Annotated in this window: 21 protein-coding genes, 2 tRNA genes and 1 pseudogene; 17 read left to right on the top strand and 7 right to left on the bottom strand. The window is 69.2% G+C overall.

Features of this window, described 5'->3' with window-relative positions; genetic code table 11:
• The first annotated feature begins 493 nt into the window (after window positions 1–493).
• The 11 genes and pseudogenes from dnaA (at window position 494) to AB0H93_RS06290 (ending at window position 14340) form a co-directional block, all read left to right on the top strand.
• Entirely contained in the window at window positions 494–2203 is a 1710-nt protein-coding gene (dnaA, locus tag AB0H93_RS06340; protein ID WP_358568222.1) for a chromosomal replication initiator protein DnaA, read from the top strand.
• Window positions 2204–3709: 1506 nt separating this feature from the next.
• The gene (gene dnaN, locus AB0H93_RS06335; protein WP_358568219.1) at window positions 3710–4834 is read left to right on the top strand and encodes a DNA polymerase III subunit beta; all 1125 of its coding nucleotides are present in this window, start codon (window positions 3710–3712) and stop codon (window positions 4832–4834) included.
• Between the two features lie 153 nt (window positions 4835–4987).
• On the top strand, window positions 4988–5875 hold the full coding sequence (gnd, locus tag AB0H93_RS06330) for a phosphogluconate dehydrogenase (NAD(+)-dependent, decarboxylating) (RefSeq protein WP_358568217.1): 888 nt from the start codon (window positions 4988–4990) through the stop codon (window positions 5873–5875).
• Window positions 5876–6169: 294 nt separating this feature from the next.
• On the top strand, window positions 6170–7345 hold the full coding sequence (gene recF / locus AB0H93_RS06325; protein WP_358568215.1) for a DNA replication/repair protein RecF: 1176 nt from the start codon (window positions 6170–6172) through the stop codon (window positions 7343–7345).
• Between the two features lie 91 nt (window positions 7346–7436).
• Window positions 7437–7985: a DciA family protein gene (locus AB0H93_RS06320; RefSeq protein ID WP_358568500.1), complete on the top strand. Its 549-nt coding sequence runs from the start codon at window positions 7437–7439 to the stop codon at window positions 7983–7985.
• A 362-nt stretch (window positions 7986–8347) separates the two neighbouring features.
• Entirely contained in the window at window positions 8348–10321 is a 1974-nt protein-coding gene (gyrB, locus tag AB0H93_RS06315; protein WP_358568211.1) for a DNA topoisomerase (ATP-hydrolyzing) subunit B, read from the top strand.
• Between the two features lie 160 nt (window positions 10322–10481).
• Complete coding sequence (gene gyrA / locus AB0H93_RS06310; RefSeq protein WP_358568209.1) at window positions 10482–12977, top strand: DNA gyrase subunit A; 2496 nt, start codon at window positions 10482–10484, stop codon at window positions 12975–12977.
• Between the two features lie 54 nt (window positions 12978–13031).
• Window positions 13032–13811 (top strand): DUF3566 domain-containing protein, encoded by a 780-nt coding sequence (locus AB0H93_RS06305; protein ID WP_358568206.1) that lies wholly within the window; start codon window positions 13032–13034, stop codon window positions 13809–13811.
• 116 nt (window positions 13812–13927) lie between these two features.
• Window positions 13928–14001 (top strand) — tRNA-Ile (locus tag AB0H93_RS06300).
• Between the two features lie 62 nt (window positions 14002–14063).
• A pseudogene (locus AB0H93_RS06295) lies at window positions 14064–14171 on the top strand (DLW-39 family protein); the annotation flags it as partial.
• A 96-nt stretch (window positions 14172–14267) separates the two neighbouring features.
• Window positions 14268–14340 (top strand) — tRNA-Ala (locus tag AB0H93_RS06290).
• Between the two features lie 384 nt (window positions 14341–14724).
• Here the strand turns inward: AB0H93_RS06290 and AB0H93_RS06285 are convergent.
• Window positions 14725–15003, bottom strand: a complete 279-nt coding sequence (locus AB0H93_RS06285; RefSeq protein ID WP_358568203.1) for a hypothetical protein — start codon at window positions 15001–15003, stop codon at window positions 14725–14727.
• 221 nt (window positions 15004–15224) lie between these two features.
• Here AB0H93_RS06285 and AB0H93_RS06280 point away from each other — a divergent pair, with 221 nt between their 5' ends.
• Window positions 15225–16232 carry an MFS transporter gene (locus AB0H93_RS06280; RefSeq protein ID WP_358568200.1) on the top strand — a complete coding sequence of 336 codons (1008 nt, stop codon included), beginning with the start codon at window positions 15225–15227 and terminating at the stop codon, window positions 16230–16232.
• Window positions 16233–16244: 12 nt separating this feature from the next.
• Here AB0H93_RS06280 and AB0H93_RS06275 read toward each other — a convergent pair whose 3' ends face one another.
• From AB0H93_RS06275 to AB0H93_RS06260, 4 genes are all read right to left on the bottom strand, one after another.
• Entirely contained in the window at window positions 16245–16790 is a 546-nt protein-coding gene (locus AB0H93_RS06275; protein ID WP_358568197.1) for a Clp protease N-terminal domain-containing protein, read from the bottom strand.
• Between the two features lie 2 nt (window positions 16791–16792).
• Window positions 16793–17002: an HTH domain-containing protein gene (locus AB0H93_RS06270; RefSeq protein ID WP_093260818.1), complete on the bottom strand. Its 210-nt coding sequence runs from the start codon at window positions 17000–17002 to the stop codon at window positions 16793–16795.
• A gap of 47 nt (window positions 17003–17049) precedes the next feature.
• Window positions 17050–17544 carry an SRPBCC family protein gene (locus tag AB0H93_RS06265; RefSeq protein WP_358568194.1) on the bottom strand — a complete coding sequence of 165 codons (495 nt, stop codon included), beginning with the start codon at window positions 17542–17544 and terminating at the stop codon, window positions 17050–17052.
• A 102-nt stretch (window positions 17545–17646) separates the two neighbouring features.
• The gene (locus AB0H93_RS06260; protein WP_358568191.1) at window positions 17647–18222 is read right to left on the bottom strand and encodes a hypothetical protein; all 576 of its coding nucleotides are present in this window, start codon (window positions 18220–18222) and stop codon (window positions 17647–17649) included.
• A gap of 140 nt (window positions 18223–18362) precedes the next feature.
• On the opposite strand from AB0H93_RS06260, the gene AB0H93_RS06255 reads away from it, so the two are divergent.
• Window positions 18363–18911, top strand: coding sequence for a peptidylprolyl isomerase (locus AB0H93_RS06255; protein WP_358568188.1), 549 nt, complete (start codon window positions 18363–18365; stop codon window positions 18909–18911).
• Window positions 18912–19106: 195 nt separating this feature from the next.
• Window positions 19107–20033 (top strand): rhomboid family intramembrane serine protease, encoded by a 927-nt coding sequence (locus AB0H93_RS06250; protein ID WP_358568185.1) that lies wholly within the window; start codon window positions 19107–19109, stop codon window positions 20031–20033.
• A gap of 4 nt (window positions 20034–20037) precedes the next feature.
• Here AB0H93_RS06250 and AB0H93_RS06245 read toward each other — a convergent pair whose 3' ends face one another.
• Both AB0H93_RS06245 and crgA read right to left on the bottom strand, forming a co-directional pair.
• Entirely contained in the window at window positions 20038–20445 is a 408-nt protein-coding gene (locus AB0H93_RS06245; RefSeq protein WP_358568182.1) for a PH domain-containing protein, read from the bottom strand.
• A gap of 167 nt (window positions 20446–20612) precedes the next feature.
• Window positions 20613–20879 (bottom strand): cell division protein CrgA, encoded by a 267-nt coding sequence (gene crgA / locus AB0H93_RS06240; protein ID WP_132479410.1) that lies wholly within the window; start codon window positions 20877–20879, stop codon window positions 20613–20615.
• A 183-nt stretch (window positions 20880–21062) separates the two neighbouring features.
• On the opposite strand from crgA, the gene AB0H93_RS06235 reads away from it, so the two are divergent.
• From AB0H93_RS06235 to AB0H93_RS06225, 3 genes are read left to right on the top strand one after another with little or no spacing between them, the layout of a single operon-like run.
• Window positions 21063–21890 (top strand): class E sortase, encoded by an 828-nt coding sequence (locus AB0H93_RS06235; RefSeq protein WP_358568178.1) that lies wholly within the window; start codon window positions 21063–21065, stop codon window positions 21888–21890.
• On the top strand, window positions 21890–22045 hold the full coding sequence (locus AB0H93_RS06230) for a hypothetical protein (RefSeq protein ID WP_358568175.1): 156 nt from the start codon (window positions 21890–21892) through the stop codon (window positions 22043–22045). The genes AB0H93_RS06235 and AB0H93_RS06230 overlap by 1 nt, the downstream gene beginning before the upstream one ends.
• Window positions 22046–22088: 43 nt before the next feature.
• A complete protein-coding gene (locus AB0H93_RS06225; RefSeq protein ID WP_358568172.1) occupies window positions 22089–22730 on the top strand; it encodes an aminodeoxychorismate/anthranilate synthase component II in 642 nt (213 codons plus the stop codon).
• The last annotated feature ends 85 nt before the right edge of the window (window positions 22731–22815 follow it).

Genomic DNA, 22815 nt, shown 5'->3' with positions numbered 1-22815 from the left:
GCGGTGCACGGCGCCGAAATCTCGGCGCAGCGACATGCCCGCTCAGGAAGCGGGGGACTGTACGAGGGTACGCACTGGCGACGAGGGGCGCTGAACCGGGGTCGTCATGTGGAAGCGACAGCCCGCGCGCCGACGGTCCACAGGCTGCCACATCGCGATCTTCCTGGCATCTCCGGGACTCGCTTGTAAGCGTGGCGTGACCTTGTTAGCGTGCCCCCCTGCGATTCGCGGACCGGTGGGTGGGAGCACCGGACTCTGTGGGGATGCCCTGACCTGGATCGCAGCGGTACGACGGCCCCAGGGGGGATCACCGGACCGGCCTGCCGTACCTTCATACACAAGTTGTGGACAACTCTGTGGACACCTGCTCGAACAGGTGTCCACAGGAGTCTGGCCCCACCGTCCCGTGACACCGAACGCGCCCGAGCATCGTGGGAGCCAGGCCCGGGACCGCACCGGGGGGCTGCGCGAGCGAGGGGAGGGGAGCAAGGCGGTGTCCGACCACCAATCCGATCTCGGTCGAGTTTGGGAAGAGGTGGTGCAGGAGCTGTCCTCCGGCACCCTCTCACCACAGCAGCGCGCCTGGATGCGGGTGACCCGGCCGATCGGGCTGCTGGACGGTACCGCGCTGCTCGCCGCGCCCAGTGATTTCGCCAAGGAAGCCATCGAGCGCGCGCTGCGCGATCCGATCACCGACGCGCTGTCGCGCCGCCTCGGCCGCGACGTGTCGCTCGCGGTGAAGGTGGACACCGCGGTTCCCGCGCCCACCCGCCCGGTCGCGGCGCCCGCGCCGGCCGACTCCTGGTCCGGCCGCGCCACCCCGCCCGGCGCCGATCAGCCCACGCCCGGTTACGTCCCCGCGACGGGCTTCGGCCGGGGCACCGACACGTTCGGCCACACCGCGCACACCGGCTCGATCCCGCCCGTCGTCGAAGGGCGGCACGCCGCGCCGGACCCGAAACCCGAGATCGACTTCCCGACCACCGAGTTCAAGTGGCCGGGCGGCGAAGTCCCGCAGCCGCTGGAGGCCGACGAGGCGGATGCCGAGCCGGAGAGCTCGCCCGAGCCGGAAGCCGAGGAGAACGGCAACGAGATCTGGCCGACCTTCGGCCGGGGCGAGCCGCCGCAGGGCCAGCCGTTCACCGCGCCGAAGCACGCGCCGCCGACCTCGCAGACCAGGCTGAACGCGAAGTACACCTTCGACACGTTCGTCATCGGCTCCTCGAACCGGTTCGCGCACGCCGCCGCCGTCGCCGCGGCGGAAGCGCCGGCCCGCGCGTACAACCCTCTGTTCATCTGGGGCGAGTCCGGGCTCGGCAAGACGCACCTGCTGCATGCGGTCGGGCACTACACCCAGCGGCTGTTCCCCGGGATGCGCGTCCGCTACGTGTCCACCGAGGAATTCACCAACGACTTCATCAACTCGCTGCGCGACGACCGGCAGGTGGCTTTCCAGCGCCGGTACCGCGACGTCGACGTGCTGCTGGTGGACGACATCCAGTTCCTGGAGGGCAAGGAAGGCACCCAGGAGGAGTTCTTCCACACCTTCAACACCCTGCACAACTCGAACAAGCAGATCGTGGTGTCCTCGGACCGGCCGCCGAAGGGGCTGCGGACCCTGGAGGACCGCCTGCGCACCCGGTTCGAGTGGGGCCTGATCACCGACATCCAGCCGCCCGAGCTGGAGACGCGGATCGCGATCCTGCGCAAGAAGGCCGCCCAGGACCGGATGAACGCGCCGGCCGACGTGCTGGAGTTCATCGCGTCCCGGATCGAGCGCAACATCCGCGAGCTGGAGGGCGCGCTGATCCGGGTCACGGCGTTCGCGTCGCTGAACCGGCAGCCGGTCGACCTGCAGCTGGCCGAGATCGTGCTGCGCGACCTGATCCCGGACTCGCAGACCCCGGAGATCACGGCGCCGACGATCATGGCCGTGACCGCGGACTACTTCAGCGTGACCATCGACGACCTGTGCGGCCCGGGCAAGACCAAGGCGCTGGCGCAGGCCAGGCAGATCGCGATGTACCTGTGCCGGGAGCTGACCGACTCGTCGCTGCCGAAGATCGGCCAGTACTTCGGCGGCCGCGACCACACCACGGTGATGTACGCGGACAAGAAGATCCGCAAGGAGATGGCGGAGCGGCGCCGCGTGTACGAGCACGTCCAGGAGCTCACCGCCCGCATCAAGCAGCAGTCCCGCTGATTCTTAGGAATCTGGGGTCTTTCTGCGTAGCGGTGCGGGTAGCGGAACCTCAGAAGCCTTCTCGACTCCGGGATCCCCGACACACGTATGTCCGGCTGTCCTCGCGAGAAAGCTTCTGAGAACCCAAGGCGGTGCAAGTTGCGTAGGTGCGCCGAGCGGCTTCGCCGCTCGCGGCGGCACCAGCGGCACAGAGTCGCGCGTCGCGGCGCCAGTGGCACTCGCGGAAAAGAGGTATCGGGTCCGCGACCTGACCAGCTGGCGTCTGCCCAGGTCAGAGGGGTCGACCCGCTCAGATGGCCTGAGCCGGGCTATCGCGCGGTCCCCGGTGTGATTCCCTTCGGCTCGCACGGCGAATCTTTCTGCCACCCCACCCCGCCGCGAGCCACCCCCGCCAACAGAAAGCTCTCCGGTCGAGCGTCGTAGGGCGTCGGTCCGGCGAGTCTCCGCCGAGCCCGCAGCGGGGCGGCGTCCGGGCGCGGATGGCAGGGCGCCCCTCGGGCCGCTTCGGGGCTCGGGGGTACTTCCGGGGTCAGCCGGGCGCGGCGAGATGTTTCTGTTGGGCCGCCCGGCCCGGATCAGACCGCTCTTACAGAAAAATTCGGGTTCCGCGCCGGGCTCCAGAGGCCGCCAAGCGCGCGCATCGAGCCGTCGTCGGCCGCGCCGGGACAGCAAATCACCACGTTCCGAGGTCGATCAAGCGCGCTCCGCAGTTGTGCAAGAGGCTGGCGCGCCGAACTTTTCTGGGGACCGGGGTGGTCTTCGCCTCACCCCTCCGGCAAAAAAGTCCACCGGAGCGCTGTCTGTCCACAGATTTTCCATCCCCAGGCCTGACCTGGAGTTTTCCCCAATCCATCCACAAGCTGTGCACAATTTGAAGCGGTCTGCCCACAGAGCGGAGCCGGGTTGACCACAACGCTCTCACAGCTTTGCCCACAGCCCGATCGGTGGAGGGGCCCAAAACCGGCAGGGGATGGGTACAACTGGGTCGACAACTGTGGATGGAACTGTGGACAACTGGGGATGGTTGTGGACGGACCGAGATGGGGCAGAAGTTGTCCACCACCCGGTTGCCGTAGTCCCCGGTTACATCCCGTGCTCATCCACACCCGACCACGCCACCCGACCAGCCCAAACGCCACTTGTCCCCACAACTCACAGCCCTTACTACTACTGCTCTCATTTCTTCTCTTTGAAGAAAAAAGAAAAAGAGAAGAAGGCTCGGTGGATAAGTGGACAACTCGGCCCGGACCGCCAGGACGGCCTGACGAACTGCTCGGACCCGGATGCGGAGATCGCGTCGCACGCTCTACGGTGGAACTCCCGCGGAGGCTGCCGGCGTGAACTCCGGGTCGAGCTCGGGCCGAACTTCGCGTGCACGGCGCTCGTGGGGGATCGCTTCGCCCTCATTGCGGGGACACGAGGCACAACGACCCGATGAGCTGCTTCGCTCCAGCTCGACACACAGTTCTCGGCAGCCGAGCCACGGCTGGAACCGAAAGGACACCCATGAAGATCCGCGTGGAACGTGACGGTCTCGCCGACGCCGTCGCCTGGGTCGCGCGCAGCCTGCCGTCACGGCCACCGGTTCCGGTGCTGGGCGGGGTGCTGCTCGACGCGAGTTCCGGAGAGGCGCTGACCATCTCCGGGTTCGACTACGAGGTCTCGGCCCAGGTCACCATCGACGCCGCGATCGACAACAGCGGGCGGACCCTCGTTTCCGGGCGGCTGCTGGCGGACATCACCAAGGCACTCCCGGCCCGTCCGGTGGAGCTCACCGTCGACGGCTCCCGCGTCACCATCACCTGCGGCAGCTCCCGGTTCAGCCTGCCGACCATGCCGGTCGAGGACTACCCGGAACTGCCCGCGATGCCCGAGCACGCCGGTTCGGTCCCGGGCGATCTGTTCAGCGAGGCCGTCGGCCAGGTCGCGGTGGCGGCCGGCAAGGACGACACGCTGCCGATGCTCACCGGCATCCGGATGGAGATCAACAACGACAAGCTGACCATGGTCGCCACCGACCGGTTCCGCTTGGCGATGCGCGAGATCACCTGGGAGCCGGGCACCTCGATGGACGACACCGCGGTGCTCGTCCCGGCCAAGACGCTCGCCGACTCCGCGAAGACGCTGGGCGCCGGCGGCAGCAAGGTGGAGATCTCGCTGGCTTCCGGCGACGGCCTGCTCGGGCTGTCCGGGACCGCGCGCCGCAACACCACCCGGCTGCTCGACGCCGAGTTCCCGAAGTACCGCCAGCTGCTGCCCGCCGAGAGCGCGGTGACCGCCAACGTCGACGTCGCCCCGCTGGTCGAGGCGATCAAGCGCGTTTCGCTGGTCGCCGAGCGCGGCACCCAGGTGCGCCTGGAGTTCTCCGACCGGGTGCTGCGGCTGACCGCCGGCGGCGACGACGAGGGCAGCGCCGAGGAAGAGCTCGCGATCGAGCTCTCCGGTGAGCCGCTGACCATCGCGTTCAACCCGGCCTACCTGCTCGACGGCCTGGGCGCGATGAAGACCGAACGCGCCCAGCTGCAGTTCACCACCGCCAACCGCCCCGCGCTGGTCAAGCCGGTCGGCGAGGATGGCGAAGTGGCGGAGGGCTACCTCTACCTCCTGATGCCGGTCCGCCTCCCGGGCTGATCTGGGTCACATCCGGCGCACTGCCCGGCCGGAGCCGCGGCCACCGATGGCTAGGCTCCGGTCGGATCGATTCAGCTGGTGAAGGTCCTCACCCCGCGGCCGGCCATCCGCGCCGACCAACCAGTCGATACACAGCTCGCAGAGGGAGATCCGGTGCAACTCGGACTTGTCGGTCTCGGCCGAATGGGTTTCAACATGCGTGAGCGGCTGCGCGCCGCCGGTCACGACGTCGTCGGTTACGACCGCAACCCGGACGTCAGCGATGTCGCGTCGATCGCGGAGCTGGTGCAGAAGCTGGCCGGCCCGCGGATCGTCTGGATCATGGTGCCGCACGGCGACCCGACCCGTCAGACGGTCGAGGAGCTGGCCGGCCGGCTGTCCGCCGGTGACCTGGTGATCGAGGGCGGCAACTCGAAGTTCACCGATGACCAGGCCAACGCGGCGCTGCTCGCCGAGCACGGCATCAAGTACCTCGACGTCGGGGTTTCCGGCGGGGTGTGGGGCGCCAAGAACGGCTACGGCCTGATGGCCGGTGGCGACGCCGAGGACGTCGAGCGCGCCATGCCGATCTTCGACGCGCTGCGCCCGGAGGGGCCGCGCGAGGAGGGCTTCGCGCACGCCGGCCCGGTGGGTGCCGGGCACTACGCGAAGATGGTGCACAACGGCATCGAGTACGGCCTGATGCAGGCCTACGCCGAGGGCTTCGAGCTGCTGTCCGCGTCGGACGTGGTCACCAACGTGCCGGAGACGATCAAGGCGTGGAGCCGTGGCACCGTGGTCCGCTCCTGGCTGCTGGACCTGCTGGTCCGCGCGCTGGAGGAGGACCCGGAGCTGGCCGAGCTGCGCGGCTACGTCAGCGACTCCGGCGAGGGCCGGTGGACGGTCGAGGAGTCGATCAACAACGCCGTGCCCACCCCGGTGATCACCGCCTCGCTGTTCGCGCGGTTCGCCTCGCGGCAGGAGGACTCGCCGGCGATGAAGGCGGTCGCGGCGCTGCGCAACCAGTTCGGCGGCCACGCCGTGCAGAAGACCGAGGACTGATCGCAGCCTTCGCGGGCCGGGTCGATTTGTCGACAAATCACCCCCCCGGCCCGCGAAGGCCACACATCGCCAGATCGCCTTGTCGACAAATCGCCAGATGCAGGTCGACGGCCGCTCGGCGCCGTTATTCCGGTGCGAACGGCCCGTTCGCCCGCGCCGGACCACCTGCCGGCTCGGTGTGAACGGACCGTTGACCTCGTAGAACGTGGCGAACAGGCCGTTCGCTCCACCTCACCGACCGACCGGGGCAGCAGGGCTCCGGCCGGCGCGGGCCGACCTCTAAGTTGGATCGTCGTGTACGTCCGCCATCTGCAAGTGACCGACTTCCGGTCCTGGCCGCACGCCGACCTGGCCCTGGAGCCGGGCATCACCGTGCTGGTCGGGGCCAACGGACAGGGCAAGACGAACCTGGTCGAGGCGATCGGGTACGTCGCGACCCTCGGCTCGCACCGCGTCGCCACCGATGCGCCACTGGTCCGCGACGGCGCGGCACGCGCGGTGGTGCGGGCCGCCGTGGTCAACAGCGGGCGTGAGCTGCTGGTCGAGCTGGAGATCACGCCGGGCAAGGCCAACCGTGCGCGGATCAACCGCGGCGCCGTCGCCAAGCCGCGCGACGTGCTGGGCATCCTGCGCACCGTGCTGTTCGCGCCGGAGGACCTCTCGATCGTCCGCGGCGATCCGGGCGAGCGCCGCCGGTTCATGGACGACCTGCTGGTCTCGCGGTCGCCCCGGTACGCGGGCGTTCGCGCCGACTACGACCGGGTGCTCAAGCAGCGCAGCGCCCTGCTGAAGTCCGCAGGTGCGGCGCGGCGGGGCGGCGGTTCGGCGGACGTGCGGACGCTGGAGGTCTGGGACGGCCACCTGGCCCGCTGCGGCGCCGAGCTGCTGGCCGGCCGACTCGACCTGGTCGCCGCCATCGCACCGCACGTGACCAGCGCATATGCCAACGTCGCCGCCACCGACGAGGCCACCTTGCCGTCCGGCCGGGTGGCCGACGTCCGCTACCGCAGCAGCCTCGGCGAGTCGCTTCCCGCCGGTTACGGCGTGCCGCTGGGCAAGGCCGCCGACCCGGCCGAACTGGAATCGGCCCTGCTCACCGAGCTGGAGCGGGTCCGGCCGCAGGAGATCGAGCGCGGCGTGTCGTTGGTCGGGCCGCATCGCGACGACCTGGAACTGCTGCTCGGCGACCTGCCCGCGAAGGGATACGCCAGCCACGGAGAATCTTGGTCCTTCGTACTGGCGTTGCGGCTGGCTTCCTACCACCTGCTCACCGAAGATGGCGCGGAGCCGGTGTTGATCCTGGACGACGTCTTCGCCGAGCTCGACCGCCGCCGCCGGGCCCGGCTGGCCGACCTGGTCGCCGGCGCCGAGCAGGTGCTGGTGACCGCGGCGGTGGCGGAGGACGTGCCGCCGGAGCTCACCGGCGCCCGATTCGACGTCCGCGAAGGCGAGGTGCGACGTGCCGAGTAACCGTTCGCGGTCGTCAAGTACACCCAGAGTGATCGAAGAGGTGGGAAAGGTCGCCGATCTGCCCACATCTGGGGATAACTCTGTGGATGGTGTGGATAACTCGGCGGCGTCACCACAGGTCCCGGTCGGGTCCGATGGTGCCGCGCTGTCCGGGCCGGACCTCGCCCGGGCCGCCCTGCAGGCCGCCCGCGAGCAGACCGCCGCCCGCCGCCGCGACGCCAAGAAGAAGGGTGGTGGCGTCCGGACGCGCCGCCGTCGTGGCTGGTCGGGGCCTCGCCCGGACGACCGCGACCCGCAGCCGCTGGGGCGGCTGGCCGCGCGGATCGCCAGCGAGCGCGGCTGGACCGAGCACCTCTCCGGCGGCCAGGTCTTCGCCAAGTGGGCCACCCTGGTCGGCGGCGACGTCGCCGAGCACACCAAGCCGGTGGCGCTGAAGGACGGCGAGCTCACCGTCCAGGCCCAGTCCACTGCGTGGGCCACCCAGCTGCGCCTGCTCCAGCGCCAGATCCTGAAGCGGATCAGCGACGGCGTCGGCCGCGACGTGGTGCGCCGGATCAAGGTGCAGGGCCCGGCCGCCCCCAGCTGGCGACACGGCCCCCGGCATGTTCCCGGACGGGGCCCGCGGGACACCTACGGCTAGTAGCCTCGCGGTGCGCGCCGTCCTGCGGACGCGCGGGCGACCGGCCGATCGCGGCAGAGATCCCCCGGCGGTCGCTCGCGGCTCTCGGATGGTGGATTGATTCGAGTTCTCCGCTCTGTGAGGAAGTCAGGGGTGTCCTTGCCCTACTTCTGTCACGGGGGACCAGTAGAATCGGAAAAGGGTGTGGCCGATGCCTTCGATCGACGTCGTCGTCGAGGCGCGCAGGCGCCGGCACGCATCAGGGTGCGGCCCCGACGGACGAGTCGCCCCGAAGTGGTCCGCGGTGCGGTGCGGGGCGTGAACGAACCGGCACCGACCGATCACCCTGACAGCACAGTCGGCTCAAGGAGAAATCGAGGCCCGTGGCACCGAAGAAGAGCGAATACAACGCGTCATCCATCACCGTTCTCGAGGGCCTTGAGGCAGTCCGCAAGCGTCCCGGCATGTACATCGGCTCCACCGGGGAACGCGGTCTGCACCACCTGGTGTGGGAGGTCGTGGACAATTCCGTCGACGAGGCGATGGCCGGCTACGCGTCCAAGGTGGAGGTCACCCTCCTCGCCGACGGCGGCGTCCGCGTCGTCGACGACGGTCGCGGCATCCCCGTCGACATGCACCCGGTGGAGAAGAAGCCGACCCTGGAGGTCGTGCTGACCGTGCTGCACGCGGGCGGCAAGTTCGGCGGCGACGCCTACGCCGTCTCCGGCGGTCTGCACGGCGTCGGCGTCTCGGTGGTCAACGCGCTGTCGATGGCGCTGGAAGCCGAGATCTGCACCAACGGTTACGTGTGGCGGCAGCGCTACGAGGACTCCAAGCCCGTCTCCGACGTCGAGCGCGGCGAGCCTACCGACCGGACCGGCACCAGCATCACCTTCTGGGCCGACCCGAAGGTGTTCGAGACGACGCGGTACAACGCCGAGACGGTGTCCCGCCGCCTTCAGGAGATGGCGTTCCTGAACAAGGGCCTGACGATCGTGCTCCGCGACGAGCGCGCGGCCGAGGAAGACGAGTCCGGTGAGGACGCGGCCGGCACCGCCGCGCGCGCCACCGAGCGCACCTTCCACTACCCGGGCGGCCTGGAGGACTTCGTCCGGCACATCAACGCCACCAAGGAGCCGATCCACAAGAAGGTGGTGTCCTTCAGCGCGTCCGGCAAGGGCTCCGAGCTGGAGATCGCGATGCAGTGGAACTCCGGCTACAACCAGTCGGTCTACACCTTCGCGAACACCATCAACACCCACGAGGGCGGCACCCACGAGGAGGGCTTCCGGTCGGCGCTGACCCGCGTGGTCAACAGCTACGCCAAGGAGAAGAAGCTCCTCAAGGAGAAGGACGGCAGCCTCACCGGCGACGACGTCCGCGAGGGTCTCGCCGCGATCGTCTCGGTGAAGGTCCGCGAGCCGCAGTTCGAGGGCCAGACCAAGACCAAGCTGGGCAACACCGAGGTCAAGTCGTTCGTGCAGACCACCGCCTTCGAGTGGCTCACCGACTGGTTCGAGCGCAACCCCGCCGAGGCCAAGGTGATCGTCAACAAGGCGGTGTCCTCGGCGCAGGCGCGGATGGCCGCGCGCAAGGCCAAGGAACTGGTGCGGCGCAAGAGCGCGATGGACATCGGCGGCCTGCCGGGCAAGCTGAAGGACTGCCAGTCCAACAGCCCGGAGGAGTGCGAGCTCTACATCGTGGAGGGTGACTCCGCGGGCGGCTCCGCGAAGGAGGGCCGCGAGTCGCGGTTCCAGGCGATCCTGCCGCTGCGCGGCAAGATCATCAACGTGGAGAAGTCGCGGATCGACAAGGTCCTCAAGAACAACGAGGTCCAGGCGATCATCACCGCGCTGGGCACCGGCATCCACGACGAGTTCGACCTGTCCAAGCTGCGCTACCACAAGATCGTGCTGATGGCCGACGCCGACGTCGACGGCCAGCACATCCGCACCCTGCTGCTGACGCTGCTGTTCCGCTTCATGCGGCCGCTGATCGAGAACGGCCACGTGTTCCTCGCGCAGCCGCCGCTGTACAAGATCAAGTGGCCGCGGTCGGAGCCGGAGTACGCCTACAGCGACAAGGAGCGCGACGCGCTGCTGGCGCAGGGCGCCGCCGCGGGCCGGAAGCTGCCCAAGGACGACGGCATCCAGCGCTACAAGGGTCTCGGCGAGATGAACGCCGACGAGCTGTGGGAAACCACCATGAACCCGGAGACCCGGCTGCTGCTGCAGGTCTCGCTGGACGACGCGGCGACCGCGGACGAGCTGTTCAGCGTGCTGATGGGCGAGGACGTCGAGGCCCGGCGCTCGTTCATCACCCGCAACGCCAAGGACGCCGGCTTCCTCGACGTCTGATCCGGCGCATCGCACAGGGAGCCCCATGACCCGGTTGGAGCAGTGCCCGGTCTGCGACGGAAGCGGACGAAATCGAGCCGACCGGCGACATGTCTGCCCGAGCTGTGGCGGCTCGGGCAACGGGCGCTGACACCCGACCACCCGAAAGGACTTTCAAGTCGTGACTGAAATCCTGCCGCCGGAACACGGCCGGATCGAGCCGGTTGACATCCAGCAGGAGATGCAGAACTCCTACATCAACTACGCGATGAGCGTCATCGTGGCGCGCGCGCTGCCCGACGTGCGGGACGGCCTCAAGCCGGTGCACCGCCGCGTGCTGTACGCGATGTACGACTCGGGCTTCCGCCCGGACCGCGGATACGTGAAGTGCTCCCGCGTCGTCGGCGACGTGATGGGCAACTACCACCCGCACGGCGACTCGGCGATCTACGACACCCTGGTCCGCCTGGCCCAGCCGTGGTCGATGCGCCACCCGCTGATCGACGGCCAGGGCAACTTCGGTTCGCCCGGCAACGACCCGGCCGCGGCGATGCGGTACACCGAGTCGCGGCTGGACCCGTTGGCGATGCACATGCTCGCCGACATCGAAGAGGACACCGTCGACTTCGCCGACAACTACGACGGCCGCACGCAAGAGCCCACCGTGCTGCCCTCGCGCTTCCCGAACCTGCTGGTCAACGGTGGTGGCGGGATCGCGGTCGGGATGGCCACCAACATCCCGCCGCACAACCTGCGCGAGGTCGCCGACGGCGTCGTCTGGGCGCTGGAAAACCCCGAGGCCGACGACGAGCAGCTGCTCGAAGCGCTGATCGAGCGGATCAAGGGGCCGGACTTCCCGACCCGCGGGCTCATCCTCGGCACCAGCAGCATCGCCGACTGCTACCGCACCGGTCGCGGCTCCATCAAGATGCGGGCCGTCGTCACCATCGAAGAGGACAACAAGGGACGCACCACGCTGGTCGTCACCGAGCTGCCCTACCAGGTCAACCCGGACAACCTCATCGAGAACATCGCCTCGATGCACCGGGAGGGCAAGCTCACCGGCATCTCCGACATCGCCGACGAGTCCAACAGCCGGCGCGGCATGCGGATCGTGGTCACGCTCAAGCGCGACGCGATCCCGAAGGTGGTGCTGAACAACCTCTACAAGCACACCCAGCTGCAGACCACCTTCGGCGCCAACATGCTGTCCCTGGTCGACGGCGTGCCGCGCACCTTGCGGCTGGACCAGATGGTCCGGTACTACGTCAAGCACCAGGTCGAGGTCATCGTCCGGCGCACCAAGTTCCGGCTGAAGAAGGCCGAGGAACGCGCCCACATCCTGCGCGGTCTGGTCAAGGCGCTGGACATGCTGGACGAGGTCATCGCCCTGATCCGCCGGTCGCCCACGGTGGACGACGCGCGCACCGGGCTGATCGAGCTGCTCGACGTCGACGAGATCCAGGCCAACGCGATCCTGGAGATGCAGCTGCGCCGCCTGGCCGCCCTGGAGCGGCAGAAGATCGTCGACCAGTTGGCCGAGATCGAGCGGGAGATCGAGGACCTCAAGGACATCCTCGCCAAGCCGGAGCGGCAGCGGCAGATCATCCGCGACGAGCTGATGGAGATCGTCGACAAGTACGGCGAGGACCGCCGCACGAAGATCATCCCGTTCGAGGGCGAGGTCTCCATGGAGGACCTCATCGCCGACGAGGACGTGGTCGTCACGATCACCCGCACGGGCTACGCCAAGCGGACCCGCACCGACCTGTACCGGGCGCAGAAGCGCGGCGGCAAGGGCGTGCAGGGCGCGCAGCTGAAGCAGGACGACATCGTGTCGCACTTCTTCGTGTGCTCCACGCACGACTGGATCCTGTTCTTCACCAACAAGGGCCGGGTCTACCGGGCGAAGGCCTACGAGCTGCCGGAGGCCAACCGCACCGCGCGCGGCCAGCACGTGGCGAACCTGCTGGCGTTCCAGCCGGACGAGCAGATCGCCCAGGTCATGCAGATCAAGGACTACACCGCGGCGCCGTACCTGGTGCTGGCCACCCGGAACGGGCTGGTGAAGAAGTCCCGCCTGACCGACTTCGACTCCAACCGATCGGGTGGTCTGATCGGCGTCAACCTCAAGGACGACGACGAGCTGGTCGGCGCGGTGCTGTGCTCCGCCGATGACGACCTGCTGCTGGTGTCCGCCGAGGGCCAGTCGATCCGGTTCCACGCCACCGACGAGGCGCTGCGGCCGATGGGCCGGGCCACCTCGGGCGTGCTGGGCATGCGGTTCAACGACGGCGACGAGCTGCTGGCGATGGGCGTGGTCCGGGAGGACCGGTACGTGCTGGTGGCGACCGACGGCGGCTACGCGAAGCGCACCCCGATCGATGACTACCCCGTGCAGGGCCGCGGCGGAAAGGGAGTGCTGACTCTCCAGTACGACAACAAGCGTGGCAGGCTGGTAGGGGCTCTCATCGTCGAGATCGACGACGAGCTCTATGCGATCACCTCGACCGGTGGGGTCATCCGGACCACCGCCAAGGAGGTGCGCAAGGCCGGCAGGCAGACGAAGGGGGTTCGTCTGATGAACCTGGACGAGGGGTCCGCGCTGGTGGCGATCGCGCGCAACGCCGACGAGGCCGCCGACCCGGACGCTGCGGGGCCGGAGCAGCAGCAGTAAAACCGTGGGAGACCACGTCGCACACCGCCGCCGACGATCATCGAAGGATCGCTCGTGACACCTTCCGAGAAGCCGGAGCAGGCTGATCCGCAGCAGGATGCGGACGGGGCTTCGGTCAGCACCCAGACAGCCGACGACAGCACCGGGGGCGAGGGCACCGAGTCCGGCTCGGCCGCCAAACCGGACGCCGAAGGCAACGGGGAGGCCCTGCACGGCACCGAGGCACCGCCACCGTGGCAACGCGCCTCGGCGACCGCGCCGGGCGAGGCCGGCACCCCGGTGGCGGCCGCCGCCCCGGGTTCGGACGTCGCCGACACGCAGAACATCCCGAAGCAGGTGCAGGACCAGGAAACGGTGCGCACCAAGGTGCCGCAGGCCGCGCGGACGACCGTGTCGTTCACCGGCGGCGCCACCGGTGCCGCCGGGGCCGCCCGCACCTCGCCGACGGCCTCGGCGCGGCGGCCGAGCAGAGGCCCGCGGCGGGCCAGCCTGCAGGTGAAGCGGCTGGACCCGTGGTCGGTGCTGAAGCTCGCCCTGGTGCTCAGCGTCGCGCTGTTCTTCGTGTGGATGATCGCGGTCGCGGTGCTGTACGGCGTGCTCGACGGCATGGGCGTGTGGGACCAGCTCAACGGCACCTTCACCGAGCTGACCCAGCCCGACGACGCGGCCAGCGAGCCGCTGATCAGCGCCGGCCGGGTGTTCGGCGTCGCGTCCATCATCGGCGCGATCAACATCGTGCTGGTGACCGCGCTGGCGACGGTGGCCGCGTTCATCTACAACGTGGCGGCCGACTTCGCCGGCGGCGTCGAGGTCACCCTCTCCGAGCGGGAATGAGCCGCTGACGTGGCGATTCCGGTCCCTGGCCGGGATCGCCACGTCCGGGGAGATCCCAACGGGGACCCCCCGTTTCGGGTGCCGGAAGGCGTCCTGTAGTGTTTGAAGCACACCAAGGGCCTATAGCTCAGGCGGTTAGAGCGCTTCGCTGATAACGAAGAGGTCGAAGGTTCAAGTCCTTCTAGGCCCACTGGAATTTTTCCCAGCTCCGAGAACTGCTCGGGCTGACGCCGTGCTAGGAGGCGACCGGAAGTGAAGAAGCTGCTCGCACTCGCCGCAGTTGCTGGAGTCGTGCTGTTCGTCATCCGGCGCAACCGGGCCGCCAAGGCCGAGGCCGACCTGTGGCGCGAAGCCACCGCCGAGGCCTGATCGTTCCTCCGGGCGCTTGAGCCGGCCATCGAGCCGGCAGCCATCGCGCGTCACCGGTCAGCAGACCTGAGTGGGGCTGCGATAGCCGGGGACGTAGCTCAATTGGCAGAGCACCGCCTTTGCAAGGCGGGGGTTAGGGGTTCGATTCCCCTCGTCTCCACGCGTTAGTTCGGTGGAGTGTGCCCAGGGAAAGCGTGGGCCTTTACTACCGCGTCATTATTTTGCGGGGGCCGAGCCCCCGCAGACCCCCACGGTGTGGGGGTCTTTTTTTGTCTGCTCCTCGCCTTGGGAGCGTTCCCGGCCTGCTCGCGGACCAGCCTTTTCGTGGGTTTCTCCAGCCTTCGGCTGTCGGAGTGCTGGTCGGCTTCACCGTTGTGCCGTTCGGGGTGTTCGGCCTTTGTTCCGCCTCGGTTTGTGGGGTAGCGCCTGTTCGTCCTGTTGCGGGCTTTTGGTCAGCCTTCGGCTGTGTTTGGGTATTGGCAGCCTTCGGCTGTCCGTGTTTTTCCTGGTTGCTGGTCAGCCTTCGGCTGTGTTGTTCTTGTTGTCAGCCTCCGGCTGTGTTGTTCTTGTTGTCAGCCTCCGGCTGTGATGGCTTGTGCGGTCCTCGGCTGTGACAGTTCGTGCCGCCTTCGGCTGTGACGATTCGTGTTAGTTCCGTGCTGGTCGGCTTGCCTCTGGTTCGGCTGCTGGTGTCGCGTCGGACATCGGTGGCTTCGCCGTCGGGGCTGCTTTCCACCTCCACTTCCACCTCCACCTCCACGTCGGCGTCCGCCTTCGGCTCCTGCTGGTTCTTCCGCGCGGTTTGGTTGTCCTCTTTGGACATTTGGTTTCGTTGGTCTTGGTTTCGTTGCGGGTTTGGTCCTGGTTTCGTGGTGGTTTGGTTTTCGGGGTCGTTACCTGGGGATTCGTTGTTCTTCCTGGTTCGGGGGGTCGGGTGACGGTTTTGCTTCGATTCCGTTCAGTGGAAGGCCTTGTGGTTGGTCGGGCCTCTGCGCCGGGGAGCATTCGCGCATTCCGGTTCTGCGACGGTGCAGTGGAGGTGGCATGTCGAGCCAGGTCGATGCCGGGCGGGCCCGTTGGGTTCTGCCCCTGTGCTGGACCGCCGTGTTGCTGGACGGGTTCGACCTGGTCGTGCTCGGCAGCGTGTTGCCCGTGCTGCTGGACGCCAAGCAGTGGGGACTCACCGCCGCCAGCGCTTCCGTCGTATCCACAGTCGGCCTGGTGGGCATGACCATCGGCGCCCTGGCCATCGGCACCATCACCGACGTCGTCGGCCGGCGGAAGGCGCTGCCGAGCCTCGGGTGGCGCGCGATGTTCGTGATCGGGGCCGCGCCCGCGCTCGTGCTCGTTCCGCTGATGCTGCGCTACCTGCCGGAATCGGCTTCCTTCCTGCGCGCCGCCGCGCCGGAGCGCAAGCTCAGCGGCGGCGCCAGCGCGGTGGCCTCGCTTTTCCGCAGCGGATTCACCCGCGCCACGCTCGCGTTCTGGGTCACCTCGTTCATGGGGTTGCTGCTGGTCTACGGGCTCAACACCTGGCTGCCGCAGATCATGAAGTCCGCCGGGTATCCGCTGGGCGCCGCGCTGGGACTGCTGCTGACCCTGAACGTCGGCGCCGTGATCGGCCTGGTCGTCGCCGGCGCGGTGGCCGACCGGGTGGGGCCGCGGCTTTCGACGATCGGCTGGTTCGCGGCCTCGGCCGTGTTCCTCGCCGCGCTGAGCGTCAAGCTGCCCGGCATCGGCGTGTACGTGGCGGTGCTCATCGCGGGCTGCTTCGTGTTCAGCTCGCAGGTGCTCGTCTACGCCTACATCGGGCACGTGTACCCCGCGGAGAGCCGGGCGACCGGGCTCGGCTGGTCGGCGGGGATCGGGCGCATCGGGGCGATCTGCGGTCCGCTGCTCGGCGGCGCGATGCTCACCGCCGGCATCGCGTACCCGTGGGGCTTCTACGCCTTCGCGGTGGTCGGCGTGCTGGGTGCGCTCGGCGCTGCCGCGGTCGGCCGCCCCGCAACCGCGGAGGAGTTCGAGGCCGAGCCGACCCAGCAGGCGGCGTAGCGCTTTCCCGGTTCAGGCTGCGCTGCGCAGGGACGCACGAACGCTTCGGTAGGTCATGCCGTGGAGTTCGAGCAGCTCCGCGGCGACCCCCTTGCCGAGCAGCAGCGCGAGCAAGAGGTGTTCGTCGCCGATGCGGCGGTCGCCGAGCTCGATGGCCTCGCGCAGCGTGGCTTCGAGCAGGCGCTTGCCTGCGGTGCTGAACGGGATGTGCGACTTGAAGAAGCGCCGCCGTCGGCTGGGTCGGCGGGAGAGGGCGTCCGCGCCGAGGGAGCGCTCGATGCTGGCGACGACGTCGTGCACGTCGATGCCCAGTTCGCGGAGCGCTTCCGCATCGGACGTGCTCAGACCGCCGAGCCGGCGCGCCTGCTGGTAGGCCGTCGTGACGGCATCGCGCTGCACTTCGTGCGCGGCCAGCAGGCGCCCCGCCGCGGTGTTCGGGTCGTCGACGAGTGCGAGCAGCAGGTGCTCGTCGGTGACCTCCGGGGCGCCGTGCTGCGCGGCCTCGTGCACCGCGCGGACCACCGCCTGCCGGGTGGTCGGGGCGAACTTCTCGAACATGATCAGGACCTCCCGTGTTTCTTGTGCACGGCTTGCCGGGAAACGCCGAGCTCCGCGGCGATCTCCTGCCACGACCAGCCCTGGTTGCGGGCGTTGCGGACCTGGACGGATTCCAGCTGTTCGAGCAGCTTCCGCAGCGCCGCAACGGCTCGCAGGCCGATCCGCGGATCGCGGCTGCTCGCCGCGGAGGCGAGTTCCGTCGCTTCTGCCATGCCGTCAACTTATGTTGACGATCGGGAGGTGTCAACCCTGGTTGACGTCAGCGCTGGACGGCGTCCCGGATCGCGTCGACGGTCTGCTGCATGGCCTGCTGCAGCCGCGATCGGCGGAACTCGTAGAAGGTGGCGGCCCGGTCGGCGGGCAGGCTCTCCTTGATCGACACCAGCCGGCTGGGCGGCTGCTTCATCTGGAAGCGCTGGGTCAGGGTGCAGCCGTCGCCGTCGGGTTCGATCTCGAAGGCCCACACCGAGTTGTCCGGCGTCGGCTGGTAGCTCCGCACGGCCCAGGCGAACCGGCGGCCGGGCTCGGCCGCGGTCACCTCGCACTCGGTCGTCCAGACGTCGTCGCGGTGCCGGTTGTGGCCCTTGAAGGTAGCGCCGGCGGTGCCCGGTTCGCCGGACGCCCACTCGCCGCCGGTGCACTCCGGGCTCCACTCGCCCATCCGCGTGATGTCGCTGGCGACTCGGTAGACCTCGTCCGGTGTGGCGGACACGTGCGTGGAGGCGTGCAGGTCGTAACTGGTCGGTTCGCTCATGTCAGCATCGTGGCCACCGGACCAGCCGGTCGGAAGGTGACGTGCAACACGACGAAAAGCGGGAGGCCGGGCCGAACCGGCCCGGCCTCCGCGCGTGCGAGGTCAGCGGGATCGTTCCGGCTCGATGTGCGACTGGCCGTCGGTCTGCGCGGGCACGTCGGGGCGCTCCGCGCGGTGGCGGGCCGGGGTGTCCCTCTTGGGGAAGCCGTCGTTGGCCTCCGCGATCGGCAGCTCCTCCGGGCGGCGGGAGAACGCCACCGCCACCGCGGCGCCGAGCCCGGCCAGCACCAGCAGCACCCACGGCCACTTGCGCCGCCGCTTCGGCTTGCCCGGGTCGATGATCGCGGCCAGCTCCCTGCGGGCCGCGGTGGTGTTCTTGGCGAGCTGCTTGCGGGACTTCTCGGTCTTCTTGTCCCATTGCTTGCGCGCCTTGCGGCTGCGCTTGGCGAGCTCCTTGCGGGACATCCCGGTGGTTGCCTGGGCGATGCGCTCCTGCAACTCGTCGGCGGAGTAGCCGTGGTTGGCGAGCTCCTGCTCGGCGCGGGCGGCGGCCTGCTTGGACAGCGCCACCCCGACCTCGCCGGCGCGTTTCGCGCCGTGGCGGGCGGACTTCAAGCCCGTCCCGACCGCCTTGCCCACGCTTTCGCCAGCTCGGGCCATCGCCTTCACCTCGTCCATCGTGTGCCTCCTCGGCCCGGCGTTCGCCGGTCGACTTACTCGGCCCACGCCCGCGGCGTGGGCACCGCCCGGCAGGCGGCGATCAGCCCCATATTGCACCCAGACACGGCGTTCGGCCTCTTCGATGGCAGGATGGTCTGGTGGCTGAAGACAACGGATCGCTCGTTGGGACGAAGGTGACCGCGACCCTGCACACCTCGCAGGGCGACATCCGGATCAACCTGTTCCCCGACAAGGCGCCCAAGACAGTGGCCAATTTCGTGGGCCTGGCCGAAGGAACCAAGGAGTACACCGAACCCAACGCCAAGGGTGAGCGCTCCGGGCCGTTCTACGACGGGGTGATCTTCCACCGCGTCATCTCCGGCTTCATGATCCAGACCGGGGACCCGACCGGCACCGGTCGCGGTGGCCCGGGCTACCAGTTCGCCGACGAGTTCCACCCGGAGCTGCAGTTCACCAAGCCCTACCTGCTGGCGATGGCGAACGCCGGGCCGAACACCAACGGCTCGCAGTTCTTCATCACCGTCGGCGCCACGGACTGGCTGAACTACAAGCACTCCATCTTCGGCGAGGTCGCCGACCAGGAGTCGCGCAACGTCGTCGACGCGATCGGCAACACCGCGACCGGCCGGCTGGACCGCCCGGTCAACGACATCGTCATCGAGAAGGTCTCGATCGACCGCGGCTGAAACCCGGCCTACTAGGCTTGCTTTTGGAAGCGGCGTCAGCCGCTTGCGGCGTGGGGCTCGGCTCGCGCCGTCGCGGGTCCTCGGGCGTCGTCCACCCGGTCGGGGTTGTCCCCGGCGAGACGATGCCCGAGGTTCCGCTGCCCGCGCCGCCGCCAGGGCCATTCGAAGCGGTCTCGACCGGAGAGCAGGTCTGACGTGACTGTTCCGCCCGGATCTCTGCCCGGATCGGACGGGGCTCCGCCGCAGCTGCCGACCTGCGTCCGGCACCCCGACCGCCCCACCGGGCTGCGCTGCACCCGGTGCGAGCGGCCGTCGTGCCCGGAATGCCTGCGCGATGCCGCGGTCGGCCAGCAGTGCGTCGACTGCGTTGCGCAGGGGCAGCGCGGCATGCGGCAGCCGGTGACGGTGGCCGGTGCCCGGCTGCCCGCGAAGCCGATCCTGGTGCCGGTGCTGATCGCGATCAACGTGGCGGTCTTCGCGCTCACCGCGGTGCAGGCCGGCAGCATCCCCGGGAACTCCGCCTCCGCGCTGTTCACCGACTTCGCGCTGTGGCCGATCCTGGTCGCGGGCGGGCAGTGGTGGCGCCTGATCACCGCCGGGTTCCTGCACATCGGGCTGCTCCACCTGGCGATGAACATGATCGCGCTGTGGGTGATCGGCCGGGACCTGGAGCTCCTGCTGGGGCGGGTGCGGTTCGGCGCCGTCTACCTGCTTTCGCTGCTCGGCGGCAGTACCGCGGTGTTCCTGCTCGGCGATGAGCTGCAGCCGGTGGCCGGCGCGTCCGGCGCGGTGTACGGCCTGATGGGCGGCATCGCGATCGCCGCGCTGCGGCTGAAGGTCAGCCTGCGGCCGGTGCTGGTGGTGATCGCGCTCAACATCGTCGCCAGCGTGGTGATCCCGGGCATCTCCCTGCTGGGCCACATCGGTGGGCTCGTCATCGGCGTGATCGCGACCGCCGCGCTGGTCTACGCCCCGCGCGAGCGGCAGGTGCTGGTCCAGGCGGGTGCGCTGGCGGCGCTGCTGGTGGTGCTGATCGCGATGCTGGTGACGCGCGACCTGCAGTTCGGCAACGTGGTGTGCTTCGGCTCCGGCGAGGAAACCCGCTGCGGCCTGGGCAGCTGACGGGTCAGCGGCGCAGGCCGCGGAGCTCGTCCGCGACGTCCTGCGGGTCGGCGCCCAGGTCGAGCCTGGTCAGCACGATCAGCTGCGGGTCCGCGTCGAGTTCCAGGGTCCGCACCGTGCGGCCGAGGCGGCGGTCCTGCCGGACCCGGACCGTCACCGCGGGCCAGGGCCAGTGCCGTCGGCCCAGCAACGTCCGCACGGTGATGCCCTCGGCGTCCGCGCGCAGTCGCGGTCGGCAGATGCTGCCGTGCGCGGAGACAGCGGCCAACGCCAGCACCAGCACACCGATGAAGAGCCGGTCGACTGCCTCCTCGGCGAGGAGCCACCACAGCGCCGCGGCCGCGGCGAGCGCCCAGCCGCAGGAGACCAGCCCGGTCGGCGTCGACCACTGCCGGGATCCGCTCGCATCCACCGTTATCCACCCGCTACCGATGAGTTATCCACAGGAGTTATCCCCACTGGGGATGAGTTACACCTGTGTTGTTCGCTGACCGAACGTCAAGAGGTCGACGAGATGAGTGAGGTCCGAAGGGATTGACCCCTTCGGACCTCGACCACATTCAGCTAACGTGCTACGGGTCAGCGCCAGCGCATCGTCATCAACAGGCCGATGATCATGAACGCGAAACCGACGGCGAAGTTCCACCCGCCCAGGTCGACCATGAACGGGATCTTGTCGCCGGCGATGTAGTTGACCACCAGCCAGAGCAGGCCGATCACCATCATCCCCAACATCACGATGACGTAGATCGGGTGCGACGGGCCGACCGCCTTCGCCTTCACCGGCGTGCGGCGATCGGTCACCGGGGTGGGGGAGTCCTTCTTGCGGACCTTGGACTTCGGCATGGTGTCCTCGCCAGGTGGTGCGGCATCGTGCTCCGCGTGCTCGGGCGGTCACCGCACCCCGGGCTGCGGCGCCCGAGGGCGCGCGCAACTTCTCGCGATGCGGCTCGTTTTCCAGCTACCACGTTAACGTAATCACAGCGTTGATCTAACCCGTGGTCCAAGCCGTGACCGGAGAGGAACACCGTGGCTTCCTCGGAGCTGATGGTGGCACCACCGCCGGAGAGCCGGCCCGCTCGGCTGCGCACGGCGCTGCACGTCCTGGGCGAACTGCTGATCACCGCTGGGCTGGTGCTGCTGCTGTTCGTCTTCTACGCCGTGTACGTCACGGACTGGTTCACCGCGCAGAAGCAGGCCGAGGCCACCGATCAGCTGCAGGTCCAGTGGCAGCACCCGCCGCCGGTGGCGGAGCCGCCCGCGCCGGTCGCCGGCGCCGGGTTCGCGCAGCTGCACATCCCGGCGTTCGGTCCGGACTTCCGCTTCGCCGTGCTGGAGGGCACCGACGCGAAGACGCTGGCCGCCGTGCCCGGGCATTACGTCGGCACGGCGTGGCCCGGCGAGCAGGGCAACTTCGCCGTCGCCGGGCACCGGATCGGCAAGGGCGCGCCGTTCAACGACCTCGACCAGCTGCGCTCCTGCGACGCGCTGGTCGTCGAGACCGCGACGCACTGGTATGTCTACCGCGTGCTCCCGATGACCGACGAGGTCGCGGGCTGGAAGGAGCGCGGGGCGGACCCGAGGTGCGCGGGCGTGGCGCCCATCGGCGGACCGTACGAGCAGGTGGTCGGCCGGAGCATCGTCCTCCCGGAGCAGGGCGAGGTGATCTTCCCGGTGCCCGGGCAGCCGCCGGAGCTGCTGCCGCGCGACCAGCAGACCCGGCTGATCACCCTCACCACCTGCCACCCGGAGTTCTCCGCCGCGCAGCGGCTGATCGTGCACGGCGTGCTGGTCAAGCAGTACCCCAAGGACCCGGCGCATCGCGGGCTGCGGCCGGCCGAGTTGGAGGAACGCTGATGTACGGGTGGATCTGGCGGCGCCTGCCGGGCGGCACCGCCGCGAAGGCCGCGCAGGCCGTGCTGCTGGTCGCGGCCGTCGTCGCGCTGCTGCTGTTCGTCGTGTTCCCACAGGTTGAGCCGATGCTGCCGTTCAACGACGTCACCACCAGGTGAAAGCCCGGTGAAACGACCGGGCACCTCCGCGTACTCTGGCGGGGTGCGCGTACTCGTCGTCGACAACTACGACAGCTTCGTCTACAACCTCGTGCAGTACCTCGCTCAGCTGGGCGCGGACTGCGTCGTGCGCCGCAACGATGTCGTCACCGACGACGACGTTGCCGCCGCCGACGGCGTCCTGCTCAGCCCGGGTCCGGGTACGCCGGATCGTGCCGGGCGCACGATGGAGCTGATCGAGCGCTGCGCCGCCGAGCGCAAGCCGGTGTTCGGCGTGTGCCTCGGGCACCAGGCCGTCGGCGCCGTGTGGGGCGGGGTCGTCGAGCGGGCGCCGGAGCTGCTGCACGGCAAGGTCAGCGAGATCCACCACTCCGGGACCGGCGTGTTCGCCGGGCTGCCGGAGCCGTTCATCGCGACCCGGTACCACTCGCTGATCGTCCGCGCGGACACCATCCCGGACGACTTCGAGATCACCGCCAAGACCGCGACCGGAATCGTGATGGGCATGCGGCACCGGGAGCTCCCGGTGGAGAGCGTCCAGTTCCACCCCGAGTCGGTGCTCACCGACGGCGGCCACCGGATGCTGGCGAACTGGATGGCCTCGGCCGGTTACCCGGTGGACGGGCACCTGGTCGACGAGCTCGAACAGGGCATGCGCCAGGTCGCCGCCGCCGCCCGGCGCTGACCGCCGTCACCCTCCGGTAGCCGTCCAGAACGTCCTGCCGAAGCTCCGCGGCCTCCAGGCGCAGACCCAGCTGGGCGTCGTCGAG

It is taken from the genome of Saccharopolyspora sp. NPDC050642, assembly GCF_040654735.1.
GTDB lineage: Bacteria > Actinomycetota > Actinomycetes > Mycobacteriales > Pseudonocardiaceae > Saccharopolyspora > Saccharopolyspora elongata.
Note: the sequence above shows the minus strand (reverse complement) of the source record. Positions and strands in the feature narration are given on the sequence as shown.